We start from the raw sequence: 16,503 nt of genomic DNA on the forward strand, positions 1-16,503 counted from the left end.
TAACAAGCCAACCCCGTTAAAAAAGGTGAGCAATAGTTGCTCACCTTTTTGTTTTTTAAAACAACCTCAACTGCCCTTCTTTATATGGTTCATGTAAATTACAGTTGAGTTTAGGCATTTGTGTATCCTTAAAATATTTTTGTCTTGCTAATTTTACTAAGTTATTAATTTGTTCAGCTATTTTACCTTCTCCATGCATTCTTGTGCCATAAAGGCTATCATTTAGGTGTCCTCCATGGCAACTTTCTATTTGATGTAATACTTTTTCAGCGCGATCGGGCATTGTTTTATGAATCCAATCTGAAAAAATCTCACCAATAGCTCCGTTTAATCTAACAATAGTATGTGCAATAGATAAAGCACCATAATCTGAAGCTGCTTTTGCCAATGGCAAAATTTCATGACTATTTATTGATGGAATAATAGGTGCCAACATAACATTAACAGGAATACCGTTTTCGCTTAATACTTTAACGGTTTCAAGTCTTTTTTTAATTGTTGTAGTTCTAGGCTCTAAAACACGTCGAATATGTTCTGACAAAGACGTAATAGACATATTTACAGCTATTAAATCATCTTTTGCTAAAGCTTTTAAAAGGTCTAAATCTCTTAAAATTAAAGCATTTTTTGTTATAATAGCTACAGGATGTTTGTATTTCAAAAACACCTCTAAGCATTGACGCGTAATTTCAAATTGCTTTTCGGCAGGTTGATAACAATCGGTATTTCCAGACATTACAATAGGGTGTGCTTTCCAACTTTTCTTTTTCAACTGTGCTTCTAATAATTTAGGCGCGTCTTTTTTTACCATAATACGGCGCTCAAAATCTAAACCAGCACTATAACCCCAAAATTCGTGACTATTACGTGCATAGCAGTAAATACAACCATGCTCACAACCTTGATAAGCATTCATAGAATAAGCCATCCCAATATCTGGACTCTCCACTTTGTTTACAATCGTTTTAGGAAAAACATCTAAATATAATGTTTTATTAGCATCAGGTACTTCGCCTTCTTTATGACAGAATTCTAAAAAATCGTCACGCGTTTCATGAGTTAATTCAAAAAAACGATTAGCCACATTACGTTGTGCACCACGACCTTTTATTGGAGATTTTGAGTTCAATGTAGTTAAATTAAAGATTCTAAGCTTTTTAAAATTACTTATAATTTATATTGAAAACTGTTAAATTTAAAATGGGTTATTAACAAAATATGCGTACTCACAAACTTGACTTTGTCAGAGATAAAATTATAACTTCGTTTAACATTAAAACGATTTCATACCCACAAGTTATTAACAATTAAAAAAATGAAAAGAACTACACTTCTGTTTTTATTATTAACAATTAACTATTCTTTTTCTCAAAAATTATTCATTACAAAAAGAGATTATAGTAGTGGAAACGTGTCAACCCATATTCATTCATTACAAGAAATCAATCAGACAAATGGAAATCTTATAAGTAATTATAATTTTAGTACTAGCTTTCCAAATAGCTACTCCCCAAGAAGTCTATCATTCAATTACGAAACAAATGAAATAATAGGGGAAGCTGACGGTATTATTGTAAAATATAATATTGATACAGGTATTGAAACATCTTTTAACTTACCATCAACATTAAACACCAATTATGGAGAAATAATTTTTGTGAAAAACCGACTATTCATTACAAAAAGAAATTATAGTAGAGGAAACGTGTCAACCTATATTCATTCATTACAAGAAATCAATCAGACAAATGGAAATATTATAAGTAATTATAATTTTAGTACTAGCTTTCCAAATAGCTACTCCCCAAGAAGTCTATCATTCAATTACGAAACAAATGAAATAATAGGGGAAGCTGACGGTATTATTGTAAAATATAATATTGACACAGGTATTGAAACATCTTTTAACTTACCTTCAACACAAAACACCAATTATGGAGAAATAATTTTTGTAAAAAACCGACTATTCATTACAAAAAGAAATTATAGTAGTGGAAACGTGTCAACCTATATTCATTCATTACAAGAAATCAATCAGACAAATGGAAATCTTATAAGTAATTATAATTTTAGTACTAGCTTTCCAAATAGCTACTCCCCAAGAAGTCTATCATTCAATTACGAAACAAATGAAATAATAGGGGAAGCTGACGGTATTATTGTAAAATATAATATTGATACAGGTATTGAAACATCTTTTAACTTACCAACAACATTAAACACCAATTATGGAGAAATAATTTTTATAAATACTCGAGACTATTCTCTGAGCATTAATAAAAACAACTCAATTAGCAATATACCCAAACCCATAAAGGCATATGATCTAATAGGTAAGGAGGTTTCTACAAACACTAAAAATGAAGTTATAATTGTTGTTTATAAAAATGGTAGTAGAAAAAAAATATTCCAAATAAATTAAAAACTGTTGCTAACATTGTGTAAAAACAATGATTAATTTTAATCTTAAATCAAAAGGTTAGTGCGTATTTGGTCACTATAATTTTCCTGCGAAAAATCCTTGGACACAAAAAAGCACTATTCTTATACGTAACCGTTAAACGAACCTCCCAAAAAAACCATTTCTAATCTCTGTTCCCAGGAAAATCAGCTTTTCTTTTTTGTAAAAATGCGGTGGTACCTTCAGCAAAATCTTCGGTTCCAAAACACTTACCAAATTGCTTTATTTCAATATCAAAACCATTAATACCATCTTTAAAATTAGCATTTATAGCTTTAATAGCAGCGCCTATAGCTACAGTTGAATTTCGTAAAATTTTGGCTGAAATATTTTGGCAAAAGGATATTAATTCTTCTTGTTTTTTAACATGGTTTACCAAACCATAACTACATGCCGTTTCAGCATCTATCATACTTGCAGTCATAATCATTTCCATGGCACGACCTTTTCCAATAAGTTGTGGTAAACGCTGTGTCCCACCATAACCAGGTATAACACCCAATGACACTTCTGGCAAGCCCATTTTCGCATTATCGCTAGCCACTCTAAAATGACAAGCCATAGCTAATTCTAGTCCGCCACCAAGCGCAAAACCATTTATTGCGGCAATTACTGGTGTCGATAAATTTTCAATAAAATCAAATAATAAGGCTTGTCCTTTTGCTGCTAAGTTTTTGCCTTCTTTAACACTATAATTAGCAAACTCACTAATATCGGCTCCAGCCACAAAAGCTTTATCGCCACTACCTGTTACAATAATAACTTTAATAGCGTCATCTTCATTGGCTTCATTAAAAGCTTCATGCAACTCCTGTATGGTCTCTCTATTTAATGCATTTAACTTTTTTGGACGGTTAATCGTTATGATTGCAACAGCTCCTTGGGTTTCTGATAGAATATTTTGGTAATTCATAGTTGTTAATTATTTTGATTCCTGCATTGCTCATTGATTCCTATTTTTTAAAATTACTATCTTGAATCTCCGATTTATGAGGAATGGATTATGCTTTTGGAAATGTAACTTTAAATGTGGTGCCCATATTTTTTTCTGAACTAAATTCAATACTCCCATTATAGGTTTCAATAATATTTTTAACCATCGCTAGCCCAAGTCCCATACCACTTGTTTTAGTTGTGAATTTTGGCTCGAATACCTTTTCTTTGTTTTCTTCTGAAACACCTGAACCATTATCTGAAACAGTAATTATAACATCTCTATCATTAGAACTAACATTAATTACAATTTTTGGAATTTGATTTTCTGGCATGGCCTGAATAGCATTTTTAACCAAATTTGTAACTACTCTTATTAGTTGAGTTCTATCAAATTTTGCGATAACTTCGTCAGATTCTGAAGTAAAGAATATATAGTCTTCATTAAAAATATCGAGTGCTAATTTTACAATTTTAACCACATTTAGGGTTTCATTTTGTTGCGCAGGCATTTTAGCAAAATTTGAAAATGCCGAGGCAATAGAACTCATGGTATCTATTTGCTGAATAAGTGTTTTGCTATATTCATCTACTTTTAAATGAATATTCTCATCTTCTGGATTAAACTTGCGCTGAAAGTTTTGAACCGTTAAACGCATAGGGGTTAAGGGGTTTTTAATTTCATGCGCTACCTGTTTTGCCATTTCTCGCCATGCCTGTTCACGTTCACTGCGTGCTAATTGCACAGCACTTTCTTCCAGCTCATCAATCATACTATTATATGAATTAACTAACGTAGAAATCTCTTCACTGGTATCGTTTACCTCTATTTTTTTGTTTCGCTTTTCTAATCGGGTTGTATTAATCTTATCACTAATAGCCTTTAATGATTTTGTAATATATTTTGATAACAAAAATGCAATAGCAATCGCCATTAATAATACAAGCATAAAGGCATAGGCGATACGCTCTAAAAACTCCAAAAGTTCGTTAGTAAGAAAATCGTCCTTTTCTAAATATGGAATATTTAATATCGCAATGGGTTTCGATTTTTGATCAACCAAATAGGTATAGGAAGATTGAAAAGTTTCTCCATTTTCTATATGTATATCCACGTACTTATGACCAACTCTATTCGAAATGGCATTTAAAACCGCTGCCTTTAGACATTTCTCGGCATCATTAACTTGTAAACTTGCTTTAGAGGACAACAATAAAGTGCCTTCTAAATCGTGTAAATTAATTTGAAGCTTATGTATATCGGCAACATTATAAATCTCGTCCTTAAAAATTAAAGGGATATTTTCGGTTTTAACTTCCCATGTGTTTTGCCTTCCATTTAAAATGCGCTTTAAATGGGTTTGAACATTGCCTTCTTTACGGTCTAAACGCCCTTCATGATAATCTTTACTTTGTTCTTTATATTGAATGATGGCTACCGCCGAAATAAGTATAGATGCTAGTAGCACTAGCAGAATCATGGCTAAAAAAATACGGGTTCGTAGAGAGAGTTTTTTTAATTTCATGAATAGTTACTGTGCTTTTAAAACTTCAATAAATATAACAATAATTAGACCAAACAGCCTAAGGCTTCTATAAAATAAAGTTAGCAGGTGGTTGCGTTAGGGATTGTAGTGGTAGCTTTTGGCGAGGCACGTATCGAGCCAAAACTTTAAGCGAAAAGCCCGACCTTTATGCTGAACTTAATTCAGGATAAAGGGAACGCCCAAATAATAAAAGAATTTCAAAGAAAACCCCGAGACATAATCTCGATGAATCATTTTTCACTTTTATGCATCTGGATTTTTATTGCGTATGTTTTTATAAACTTTAAAACCTAACATAATTAAAACCCCTAAAACAAAAATACCAACAACGCCCCATACCCAATTTATAGCACTTTTTAAAATAACTAAAAACACTACTGCAAAGAGAATAAATGTAGCACCTTCATTCCAAATACGCATAAAACTAGACGTTTTTTTAACCACATCGTTTTGTAATTGCTTATAGTATTGATGGGTTTTTAAGTGGTATATGATGAGTAAAACAACGAAGCCTAATTTTACATGCATCCATGGTTGTTGCAACCAAAACGGTTGTAAAACAAGTAGCCAAATAGCAAAAAGCGTTGCTAAAATAGCAGATGGCCAGGTGATAATAAACCATAGTCGTTTTGCCATAAGCTTTAATTGTTTTCCTAAAATTTCTTTATCTGGTGATGGTTTATGAAAAGCTTCTATTTGATAAACAAACAAGCGTGGTATATAAAACAAGCCCGCAAACCAAGTGATTACAAAAATGAGATGAAATGATTTTATATAATAGTAATATTCCATAATTTAAGGTTTTAAAGTCTTTACTATTTCTCTATTTAAAAAATATGCAGTAACTAAAGTTGCTAGAACATCTGCAATTGGGAACGATATCCAAACACCTAATTCGCCATAAAACTCGGGTAAAATAAAAATGAGCGGTATAAAGAAAACTCCTTGACGTAATAAAGTTAATATTAAAGCGGGTTTAGCTTTACCTATAGCTTGAAAATAAGCGGCCCCTATTAATTGTACTGCAATAATAGGTGTTGCAGCAAATACCCAGCGCATTGCACTTGGAGTTTGACTAATTACACTAACATCGGTAGTAAACATTTTGGTGATAGCCTCTGGAAAAAACATAAGAACCAAAAATACTAAAGTTGCTAAGATAGAGGCATATTTTATAGCAATATTAATCGTTTCTCTAACCCTTGTATAGTTTTGAGCGCCATAATTAAATCCTGCAATAGGCAAAAAGCCCTGAGTAATTCCTAACACAGGAAACATAGCAAACATAAGCATACGACCAACAATAGCATAGGACGTTACAGAGGTTTCACCTCCAAAATCATACAAAATATTATTCATAAGTAAATAAGTGATACTTACTACGGCTTGTCTTGCAAGTGTAACAAACCCCAAAGAACTTATTTCTGAAACTATGCCGAAATTCAATCCGAAATGTGAAAAATCAATCTTTAATTCGGAATGTTTAGACATAAAAAACCAAACAATAAAAAGAAAACAAAGCACATATGAAATGGTGGTTGCCCATGCAGCACCTTCCATTCCAAAGTCTAAAAGATTAATAAAAATATAATCTAAAAGCAGATTACTTACTGAAGGGATCATCATAGCATACATGCCAAATTTAGGTTTGCCTTCTGCCCTAATAACAGCATTTCCCATCATACTTAGCGCCAAAATAGGCACACCATAAAGCACAATTTTATAATAAATTTTGGCAGGTTCAAAAATGGTTCCTTTACCACCAAAAGCAGGAATAATACCATCAACAAACCATAATCCAAAAACAACAAGTGTAACCGTAAGTAATAAGGTTAAGGTAATCTGATTTCCAAAAGTTTTTAATGCTTTTATGGTATTGTTAGCTCCTAATGCTCTTGATATTATGGACGCTCCTCCAATACCAATGCTCATACCTAAAGCAGCTATAAAAAAGGATACAGGAAGCACAACATTTATAGCTGCAATAGCTACAGAGCCTATCCAATGCCCCACGAAAATGGTATCTACAAGTATGTTTAAAGACATTACCAAAATACCTATAGAGGCAGGAACCGCTTGTTTAATTAAAAGTTTCCCTATGGCTTGCGTTCCTAAATCTTGAGAAGCTATTTTAGACATTATACTGTTGCTTTTTTAGAAGCCTCCCATTCTTTTATCCATTTAGCAATTAAAGCTACCCATTCGCTATCATCATTTAAACATGGTACGGTTGTAAAATCTTGTCCGCCCATTTCATGAAAAATTTCTTGTCCTTCCATAGCAATTTCTTCTAATGTTTCAAGACAATCACTAACAAAAGCCGGAGTTACAATCGCCATGTTTTTAACACCTTGTTTTCCTAAACGCTCAATAGTTCTATCGGTATAAGGTTGTAACCATGGGTCAAATCCTAAGCGCGATTGAAATGATGTTGAAAACGAATCGTCTTTAAATTTCAATTTTTCGGCAACTAATCTAGTAACTTCTAAACATTGATGCTTATAACAAAACTCATGAGCCTTACTAGGAGTTATACAACAACTTTTATCTATTTTACAATGTGATTTCGTAATGTCGCTTTTACGAATATGACGCTCTGGAACGCCATGATATGAAAACAAGACATGCTCGTAATTTTTACCTTTTAAATGTTTCTTTATAGAATTTGCAAGCACTTCAATATAATCTGGTTTATTGTAAAACGCAGGAACCGAATCAATTTTTAGATTCGGAAAATATTGCTGACGAAGTTCTTCGGCTAATACCGTAATCGTCTCCGTAGTTGCCATAGCAAATTGTGGATATAATGGAAATAACAAGACCTCATCAACACCTTTATCTACTAATCCTTGAAGGCCTTTTTTAATAGTCATACTACCATAGCGCATCGCTAGAGCAACAGGAACATCTACTTGTTCTTGTACTTTATTTTGAAGTCTTTCAGAAAGTACAATTAAAGGAGAACCTTCGTCCCACCAGATTTTTTTATACGCTGCAGCCGACTGTTTTGGTCGTGTATTTAAAATAATGCCTTTTACAAGCGCTGTTCTTGCTACAAGCGGGATATCGATAACACGCTCGTCCATTAAAAACTCACCTAAATATTTTTTCACATCTTTAGGCTCTGGACTATCTGGCGAACCTAAATTGACTAATAAAATTCCTTTTTTCATTTCTTTTTTTGTTATCTATTTAAGCAATACAAAATACCTCCAAGTATGTGCTGCTTAAATGCTGGTTCTGAATAGGACTCTTTAGTATGTCCTAAAGCTGTATAAAACATTTTTCCTCCATCAAATTCTTGACACCATGCTATCGGATGAAACTCACCATTTTTACCACCTTTATAAGATGATTCATCTAGAGTTAAAAGCACATGAATAGCATCACTTATAGATTTAAAATTATACCATTCATCATAACGAATCCAATGTTTAGGCAAGTGCTTTGTTGATTGATGTTTTTTGTTTACTCTATTAATTGTGGCTTCACATTTTTCAGGATGATTTAAAAAATATGCACCTACAAGTTTGCCAAACCAAGCCCATTCAAACTCGGTATCTGAAGCTGCATGAATACCCATAAAACTCCCACCGCTTTTAATATAATTTTCAAATGCTTTTTGTTGGTCTTCATTTAAAACATCGCCTGTAGTATTAAGGAAAATTACTAAACCATATTGTTTTAAATTATCTTTAGTAAACACTTTAGCATTTTCAGTATGCGTAACTTCAAAATCATTTTCAACACCTAATAAATTAATAGTTTGAACACCACTTTCTATAGATTTATGCCTAAATCCTTCTGTTTTAGTGAATACTAACACACTTTCTGTAGCATAACAAAAACTACTTAAAAGTGCAACCCATAAAATTAATGATAGTTTCATAAAATCAACCTTTATCATGCTCTGCTTTTTTTTCATGATATAATTTAGGACGCTCTTCATTATAATCACAATCTTGAAAAATACCACAAGACACATTAGATCGCGATAAAGATTTACTATTCTTATTTTTTGATAATGCTTCAATTTCTGGAGTTAAATATTTCATCTCTTTCTTTTTTAAAAGATTAGGATTGTTTTTAAAAATCTAATTTAAGGACATTATATATTTTTTTGGTGTTGTTCCATATTTCTTTTTAAATGCTGCAATAAAATGACTGGAAGTACTGTATCCTACTTTAAGCCCAACTTCATTAACATTATCATTTCCTGCTTCTAATAATTTTCTGGCTACTTCCATTTTATAATCAAACAAAAAACTAAACACCGAATCCCCATAAATTTGTTTAAATCCTTCTTTAAGCTTTTTAAGACTTAACCCTATTTCGTCGGCAAGCTCTTGCAAACTAGGAGGTTCAGCTATTCTAGAAACAATAATATCTTTGGCTTTTCTAATTTTAATAACATTAGTTTCATCAACCAAAAACGGACATTGCTCAATATTAGCATCTTCACTTCTATTAAAATATAAACTTAAAAGCTCATAAGCCTTCCCTTTAAAATACAATGACTTTATTGAGTGATTTAAGTTATAATTAATTAGCTGATTTAAAGCAATGGCCATAGATGGCGAAATGATACCATCTTTATAATACTTCTTATCCTTATTATCATTGTTTAAAAATGAAATATAATCGGCTTCTTGAGAAAATAATCCATGAAACTTTTTAATAGAAATTAATACGGAAACTATCCAAGAATTAGGTTCCACTTGCAGGTTAATTGGCAAATCCTGTTTTGGATTGTAAAGCAATAATGAATTTTCTTCAAAAACATTTAAAGCATACCTTCCTTCGTTAAAAAGAAACTTACTTGACCCTTTGAGACAAAAATGAAATTGTATATAATCGCTATCTATGTATTTTTCAATACTTTGAGCGACACTTTTATCATTTTTATGAACTAATACCAAAAATCCATCATCAACTTTTGTTTCTTCAAAAGAACCTTTAGCGACATTTTTATTGTTAATTTTATCATTCACAATACCTCTTTATTTAGATTCATTATAAATTAACGGCTTGAAATATGCCGAATACTATGCAAAAATATGACAAATATCATATAATCGTCAAAAAATAGGGTAAAAAACCACAAACGATATTAAAAGTTCTTTGAGCGTTACTTTTTTTATTGCAATCCATATACATTTGCTTCACATTATCAGGTATAGCAGCATGCAGAAGTACAATATTTCAAGAAGTAATTACTTTTATGCTATTGGTTTGAGTTATAAAAAAGCCGATGCAGACATAAGAGGGCACTTTAGTTTAGACGAAGACTCTAAGCTAACGCTTCTAAATCAAGCAAAAGAGAACAATATAGAAAGCTTAATAGTTACTTCTACTTGTAACAGAACCGAAATTTATGGTTTTGCTCAACACCCCTTCCAACTTATTCAATTACTTTGTGATAATACAAAAGGTACCGTTGAAGAGTTTCAAAAAGTTGCCTACATATACAAAAACAACGATGCTATTGCTCACATGTTTCGTGTTGGTTCTGGTTTAGATAGCCAGATTTTAGGTGATTTTGAAATTATTAGTCAGTTAAAAATAAGCACTAAACTTTCAAGGAAACACGGTTTACTTAATCATTTTACGGAACGCTTAGTAAATGCTGTTATTCAAGCCAGTAAACGTATTAAGACTGAAACAAATATTTCGTCAGGAGCAACTTCAGTATCATTTGCTTCTGTTCAATATATTTTCAATACTGTTGAAGATGTTTCTAACAAAAATATATTACTATTCGGAACTGGAAAAATAGGAAGAAACACTTGTGAAAACCTAGTAAAACATACCGAAAACGAACATATTACTTTAATTAATAGAACTAAAGATAAAGCAGAACAAATTGCTGGAAAATTTAATTTATTGGTTAAGGATTATGCTAATTTACAAGAAGAAATTAACGAGTCTGACATATTAATTGTAGCTACTGGTGCGCATCGTCCAACAGTAGACAAACAAATTATTCAATCTAAAAAACCACTTCTAATTTTAGATTTATCGATTCCTAAAAATGTAAATGAAAATGTTGAAGAGTTAGAGAATGTAACACTTGTTCATTTAGATGATTTATCAAAAATTACCGATCAAACTTTAGAAGCACGTAAACAGCATATTCCTTTAGCTGAAACTATTATTGAGGAAGTTAAAGCCGAATTTAACAGTTGGTTAGAAACCAGAAAGTTTGCTCCAACTATTAAAGCTTTAAAACATAAACTAAGTGATTTTGCTTCAGCCGAGTTAGACACACAACGCAAAAAATTATCTGACTTTAATGAAGCCCAAGCCGAATTAATTAGTAATAATATTATTCAAAAAATAACCAATCATTTCGCGCATCATTTAAAAGATGATACGATTTCTACAGACGAGAGTCTAGAACTTATAAAAAAAGTGTTCCAGTTAGAACCTTCAAAAAAAAATGTCTAAAACCATAAGAATTGGCACACGCGATAGCGAATTAGCGCTATGGCAAGCCAAAATAGTGCAAAGTCAACTTGAAAATTTAGGTCATAAAACCGAACTCGTTCCTGTAAAATCTACAGGCGACTTAGTTTTAGACAAGCCTTTATACGAATTAGGGATTACTGGTATTTTTACCAGAACATTAGATATTGCTATGCTAAATAACGATATTGATATTGCGGTTCACTCATTAAAAGATGTACCAACCATACTTCCTAAAGGTATTGTACAAGCAGCTGTTTTAAAACGAGGTAATGTTAACGATACTCTGGTTTTTAAAAATAATGAAGAGTTTTTAGGGGCTAAAGATGCTGTTATTGCAACAGGTAGTTTACGCAGACGCGCCCAATGGCTAAACAGATTCCCTACACATACTATAGTAGATTTACGCGGCAATGTAAATTCACGTTTACAAAAGCTTGAAGATAATGACGAATGGAACGGCGCTATTTTTGCAGCAGCTGGTATTGGTCGCATTGGTATAAGACCAGAAGAAGCTATTAATTTAGACTGGATGATCCCTGCTCCTGCACAAGGCGCTATTATGATTACAGCTTTAGAAGACGATGAAGACATTAGAGCTGCTTGCGCTGAATTAAATCATGAAGAAACAGAAATTTGCACAAGTATTGAACGCGAATTTTTAAATAAATTAGAAGGTGGTTGTACGGCTCCTATTGGTGCTTTGGCTTACATAAAAGACGAAGAAATTAACTTTAAAGGGGTTTTATTAAGTCCTGATGGCTCTAAAAGAATAGATGTTACCAGAGTTAAAAAACTAGGCGAACACAATGATATGGCTCAGTTTTGTGCCGATTTCGTTATTGAACGTGGTGGTAAACGCCTCATGGATATTATTAAAAATTCTTCTAAAAAAACAAATGTATATTCTACGAAGGCATTTACTGAAGACCAACGTCTTTTATTTCATGAAAAAGTAGTTGCAGATAGTAGTGATTTCATTAAAATAAGCTTGAATAGAATACATCCACGTTTCTTAAAAAATGAAATTAGGAATGTTATTATTACCAGCAAAAATGCCGTTGAATCTTTAATAACTAATTATTCGGCTATCGAACTACAGTTTAAAAACATTTACTGTGTTGGTCGTCGTACCAAACGCTTAGTTGAAAATAAAATAGGCAAGGTTACACACTCTGAAAAGAATGCAAAAAAACTGGCAGAATATTTAGTTGAATACATTGAAGGCACAGAAGTAACCTACTTTTGTAGCGATATAAGATTAGATGCTTTACCAACTATTTTAGAGCAAAACAACATTAAAGTCAACGAAATTGAAGCCTATGAAACCAAATATGATGGTTTAAAAGTTGATGATTCTGTTGAAGCAGTCATGTTTTATAGCCCGTCAACAGTTGAAAGTTTTATTCAAAAAAATAAAGCAGAAGTTATTGCGTTTTGCATTGGAGAAACAACAGCAAATGAAGCAAAAAAACATTTTAGTGACGTAAGAGTTGCCAAAGTACCAACCGTAGAAAGTGTTATTGAGTTGGTTAATGAGCATTATGTTTGATGATTGTCATTCCTGCACAGGCAGGAATCCATTTTTATAAAATTTAAGTTTCAATTTAAAAGATTCCTGCCCTCGTAGGAATGACAAAAGGTATGAGTATTAAAAACGATTTATTTTTAAGAGCATTAAAAGGAGAAACCGTAAACCGTCCACCCGTTTGGATGATGCGTCAAGCTGGTCGTTATTTACCAGAATTTATGGCAATAAAAGAAAAATACGATTTCTTTACACGTTGCCAAACTCCAGAATTAGCAAGTGAAATTACCGTACAACCTATTAGACGATACGGTATGGATGCTGCAATATTATTCAGCGATATTTTAGTTATTCCACAAGCTATGAACATTGAGGTACAAATGAAACCTAATTTTGGACCTTATCTTCCTAATCCTATTCGCTCTCAAAAAGATGTTGATAACGTCATCGTACCAGACGTAAAAGAAGCTTTAAATTACGTTTACGAAGCCATAAAAGCTACTAAAGAAAAACTTAATGATGAGATTCCATTAATAGGATTTGCAGGTTCTCCTTGGACAATTCTATGCTATTGTGTGCAAGGTCAAGGCAGTAAAAACTTCGACAAAGCCAAAGAATTTTGTTTCACCAATCCTATTGCGGCACATCAATTATTACAAAAAATAACAGATACTACCATTGCCTATTTAAAAGAAAAAGTAAAAGCAGGTTGTAATGCTGTACAAGTATTCGATTCTTGGGGAGGTATGTTATCACCTGTCGATTATCAAGAATTTTCATGGCAATATATACAGCAAATCATCGATGCTTTAAAAGATGATGCTCCCGTAATTGCTTTTGGTAAAGGTTGTTGGTTTGCTCTTGACGAAATGGCTAAATCTGGTGCTTCGGCTTTGGGTGTAGACTGGACATGTTCTGCAAGAAATGCACGTTACTTAACCGGAGGAAACATTACGCTTCAAGGTAATTTTGATCCAACACGTTTGTTTTCACCACCAACAGAAATAAAGAAAATGGTACACCAAATGATTAATGAGTTTGGCAAAGACAAATACATTGTAAACCTTGGTCATGGTATTTTACCTAACATTCCGTTAAATCATGCCAAAGCGTTTATTGATGCTGTAAAAGAATATAAAAGCCCTTCTTAATCTCCACAAAAAAGAAGATACTCTTACAAGAGTTTAAAATATTAAAAAATGTAAATAAATTTAATAGCTTTACGAAACAAATCACTTTTCCTTTAGAGAAGGTTAACGAGAGGCTTTATGATTAAAAATATCATTTCAGGAATTAAAGCATACTTCGGTGCTTTCAGTTTAATTTCAAAATTAAAACTCTGGAAGTATTTTGTAATTCCTATGATTATAAGTTTCGTAACAGCACTTTTTATTGGGATTTCAGCATATGGCTTATCTGATAATATTGGAAGTTTCATTTCTAAAGCATGGATTTGGGACTGGGGGAAAGACACCTTTACAACTATAAGTAGTTTTATTGGAGGACTTATCATTATTGTTATCGGTTTAATCCTTTTCAAACACGTTATAATGGCATTATCTGCGCCATTTATGAGTCCCGTTTCCGAAAAAATTGAAACACATTTAACAGGAATCACCAATCATAATCATAGAAACACAAGTTTTTCACAACAGCTTTGGCGAGGTATTCGAATTAATGGTAGAAATCTAATTATGGAACTACTTTTAACTATACCCATTCTACTTCTTAAATTTATCCCCATTATTAATATTTTCTCAACAATATTATTGTTTTTACTACAAGCCTATTATGCAGGTTTTGGCAATATGGATTACACTTTAGAACGTCATTACCAATATAAAAAAAGTCTTCAATTTGTAAGTAAGCATCGTGGTTTAGCCATAGGCAATGGCATTGTTTTTATATTGTTTTTGTTAATTCCGGTAATTGGTGTTATTTTGGTTTTACCGCTATCTGTTACAGCGGCAACATTAAAAACAGTTGACGCACTTCAACTAAAAAACAACTTACCAAATGCAGCTTAATTTCGGCAACTTCTACATAAAACCTATACAAATTAAAGATGCTTGGAGCCTTTGCAATTTTATAGTATCTAATGAAGACCGATTAAAACGTTATTTTTCAAAAACATTAGAACAAAATTTAACGCCTACCTTATCTAATATTTTCGTTGAAAAAAAGATAAAACAATTCAACTTAAAAGAAGAATTCTTATTTACCATCAAAGAAAACGAAACGAATCAATTAGTTGGTTTAGTTTATATTAAAGAGTTAAACTGGACTAAAAAACAAGGAGAATTTGCCTATTGTATTGATTATAGCTTTGAAGATAAAGGCATCACAACTCATGCCATAAAAATTTTATCAGACTACGCTTTTGATGAAATCGGATTAAAAACACTTCAAATAATCGTTTATAAAACAAATATTGCAAGTATAAAAGTTGCTGAAAACTGTAATTTTATACGAAAAAGAACACTAGAAAACGAATTTACACCATCAGGTGAAAAAGCTATAGATATGGAACTCTATGAATTGTATAGTGAAATAGAATAAATTAAAATGAAAGATAAATTTTACCAATACATACAAGATTTACAAGAAAGTATCACTTCAAAACTTCAAGAAATTGACGGGAAAGCTAAATTTCAAGAAGACATTTGGGAACGACCAGAAGGTGGTGGTGGACGTACTCGTGTTATTGAAAACGGCAACGTTTTTGAAAAAGGCGGTGTTAATATTTCAGCTGTTCATGGCAAATTACCAGATACCATGCAAAAAATGTTTAAGGTAGGTGAAGCCGATTTTTTTGCCTGCGGGTTAAGTTTAGTGTTACATCCAAAAAACCCGATGGTGCCTACAGTCCATGCGAATTGGCGTTATTTTGAAATGTATGATGAAAACAAAAACATTATCAACCAATGGTTTGGTGGCGGACAAGATTTAACACCCTATTATCTATTTGATGAAGATGCTAAACATTTTCATCAAACTTGCAAAACGGCTTGTGACAAACACAATGCAGAATTTTACCCTAAATACAAGGCACGTTGCGATGAATATTTTTATAACGCACACCGTAATGAAGGTAGAGGTGTAGGTGGTTTGTTTTTCGATTATTGTAAAGCATCAGAAGATATGACCATGGACAACTGGTACAACTTTGTTACCGAAGTTGGAAATAGCTTTCTAGAGGCTTATGTCCCTATTGTTGAAAAACGAAAAGAATTGCCATATACAGACGAACAACGGAAGTGGCAAGAAATACGTCGTGGGCGTTATGTAGAATTTAACTTGGTTCATGATAAAGGCACTTTATTCGGACTAAAAACCAACGGACGTATAGAAAGTATTTTAATGAGTTTACCGCCTCATGTTCAGTGGGTTTATAATCATCATCCTGAAGCGGGAAGTGAAGAAGAACGATTAATAAATATATTACAAAACCCTATAGATTGGGTAGCCCCTTAACCCCAAAGGGGAACACTCTTGTGAATAAAAATTGAAACAAAATATAAATATCATTGTTCTTTAAATTAAAAAAGTTAAACACTTAAAACCCTATT

The 16,503-nt window shown here is 32.3% G+C and carries 16 protein-coding genes; 7 read left to right on the forward strand and 9 right to left on the reverse strand.

The annotated features are described in order from the left end of the window. Window positions 1–55: 55 nt before the first annotated feature. Complete coding sequence (locus RHP49_06495) at window positions 56–1,129, reverse strand: PA0069 family radical SAM protein (GenBank protein ID WNH13900.1); 1,074 nt, start codon at window positions 1,127–1,129, stop codon at window positions 56–58. Between the two features lie 186 nt (window positions 1,130–1,315). On the opposite strand from RHP49_06495, the gene RHP49_06500 reads away from it, so the two are divergent. Further along, window positions 1,316–2,422: a hypothetical protein gene (locus RHP49_06500; GenBank protein WNH13901.1), complete on the forward strand. Its 1,107-nt coding sequence runs from the start codon at window positions 1,316–1,318 to the stop codon at window positions 2,420–2,422. A 163-nt stretch (window positions 2,423–2,585) separates the two neighbouring features. Here the strand turns inward: RHP49_06500 and RHP49_06505 are convergent, their stop codons facing one another. From RHP49_06505 to RHP49_06540, 8 genes are all read right to left on the reverse strand, one after another. Further along, on the reverse strand, window positions 2,586–3,374 hold the full coding sequence (locus tag RHP49_06505; protein ID WNH13902.1) for an enoyl-CoA hydratase-related protein: 789 nt from the start codon (window positions 3,372–3,374) through the stop codon (window positions 2,586–2,588). A gap of 88 nt (window positions 3,375–3,462) precedes the next feature. Next, window positions 3,463–4,920 (reverse strand): ATP-binding protein, encoded by a 1,458-nt coding sequence (locus RHP49_06510; GenBank protein WNH13903.1) that lies wholly within the window; start codon window positions 4,918–4,920, stop codon window positions 3,463–3,465. A gap of 264 nt (window positions 4,921–5,184) precedes the next feature. Continuing rightward, the gene (locus tag RHP49_06515) at window positions 5,185–5,733 is read right to left on the reverse strand and encodes a CopD family protein (GenBank protein ID WNH13904.1); all 549 of its coding nucleotides are present in this window, start codon (window positions 5,731–5,733) and stop codon (window positions 5,185–5,187) included. 3 nt (window positions 5,734–5,736) lie between these two features. Then, window positions 5,737–7,080: an MATE family efflux transporter gene (locus RHP49_06520; GenBank protein ID WNH13905.1), complete on the reverse strand. Its 1,344-nt coding sequence runs from the start codon at window positions 7,078–7,080 to the stop codon at window positions 5,737–5,739. After that, window positions 7,080–8,114: a ferrochelatase gene (gene hemH / locus RHP49_06525; GenBank protein ID WNH13906.1), complete on the reverse strand. Its 1,035-nt coding sequence runs from the start codon at window positions 8,112–8,114 to the stop codon at window positions 7,080–7,082. The genes RHP49_06520 and hemH overlap by 1 nt, the downstream gene beginning before the upstream one ends. Before the next feature lie 11 nt (window positions 8,115–8,125). After that, window positions 8,126–8,830 carry a ThuA domain-containing protein gene (locus tag RHP49_06530; GenBank protein WNH13907.1) on the reverse strand — a complete coding sequence of 235 codons (705 nt, stop codon included), beginning with the start codon at window positions 8,828–8,830 and terminating at the stop codon, window positions 8,126–8,128. A gap of 4 nt (window positions 8,831–8,834) precedes the next feature. Then, window positions 8,835–8,996, reverse strand: a complete 162-nt coding sequence (locus RHP49_06535) for a hypothetical protein (GenBank protein ID WNH13908.1) — start codon at window positions 8,994–8,996, stop codon at window positions 8,835–8,837. A gap of 39 nt (window positions 8,997–9,035) precedes the next feature. After that, window positions 9,036–9,935, reverse strand: a complete 900-nt coding sequence (locus RHP49_06540) for an AraC family transcriptional regulator (protein WNH14387.1) — start codon at window positions 9,933–9,935, stop codon at window positions 9,036–9,038. Between the two features lie 190 nt (window positions 9,936–10,125). On the opposite strand from RHP49_06540, the gene hemA reads away from it, so the two are divergent. The 6 genes from hemA (at window position 10,126) to hemF (ending at window position 16,408) form a co-directional block, all read left to right on the forward strand. Further along, window positions 10,126–11,388 carry a glutamyl-tRNA reductase gene (gene hemA, locus RHP49_06545; protein WNH13909.1) on the forward strand — a complete coding sequence of 421 codons (1,263 nt, stop codon included), beginning with the start codon at window positions 10,126–10,128 and terminating at the stop codon, window positions 11,386–11,388. After that, window positions 11,381–12,958 (forward strand): hydroxymethylbilane synthase, encoded by a 1,578-nt coding sequence (gene hemC / locus RHP49_06550; GenBank protein WNH13910.1) that lies wholly within the window; start codon window positions 11,381–11,383, stop codon window positions 12,956–12,958. The genes hemA and hemC overlap by 8 nt, the downstream gene beginning before the upstream one ends. A gap of 92 nt (window positions 12,959–13,050) precedes the next feature. After that, window positions 13,051–14,085 (forward strand): uroporphyrinogen decarboxylase, encoded by a 1,035-nt coding sequence (gene hemE, locus RHP49_06555; GenBank protein WNH13911.1) that lies wholly within the window; start codon window positions 13,051–13,053, stop codon window positions 14,083–14,085. A 117-nt stretch (window positions 14,086–14,202) separates the two neighbouring features. Then, window positions 14,203–14,961 (forward strand): EI24 domain-containing protein, encoded by a 759-nt coding sequence (locus RHP49_06560; GenBank protein WNH13912.1) that lies wholly within the window; start codon window positions 14,203–14,205, stop codon window positions 14,959–14,961. Beyond that, window positions 14,951–15,493 carry a GNAT family protein gene (locus tag RHP49_06565; GenBank protein WNH13913.1) on the forward strand — a complete coding sequence of 181 codons (543 nt, stop codon included), beginning with the start codon at window positions 14,951–14,953 and terminating at the stop codon, window positions 15,491–15,493. Before RHP49_06560 ends, RHP49_06565 begins: the two co-directional genes overlap by 11 nt. 6 nt (window positions 15,494–15,499) lie before the next feature. Continuing rightward, window positions 15,500–16,408, forward strand: a complete 909-nt coding sequence (hemF, locus tag RHP49_06570; GenBank protein WNH13914.1) for an oxygen-dependent coproporphyrinogen oxidase — start codon at window positions 15,500–15,502, stop codon at window positions 16,406–16,408. The last annotated feature ends 95 nt before the right edge of the window (window positions 16,409–16,503 follow it).

This window comes from Flavobacteriaceae bacterium HL-DH10, assembly GCA_031826515.1.
Classification (GTDB): Bacteria; Bacteroidota; Bacteroidia; order Flavobacteriales; family Flavobacteriaceae; genus Thalassobellus; species Thalassobellus suaedae.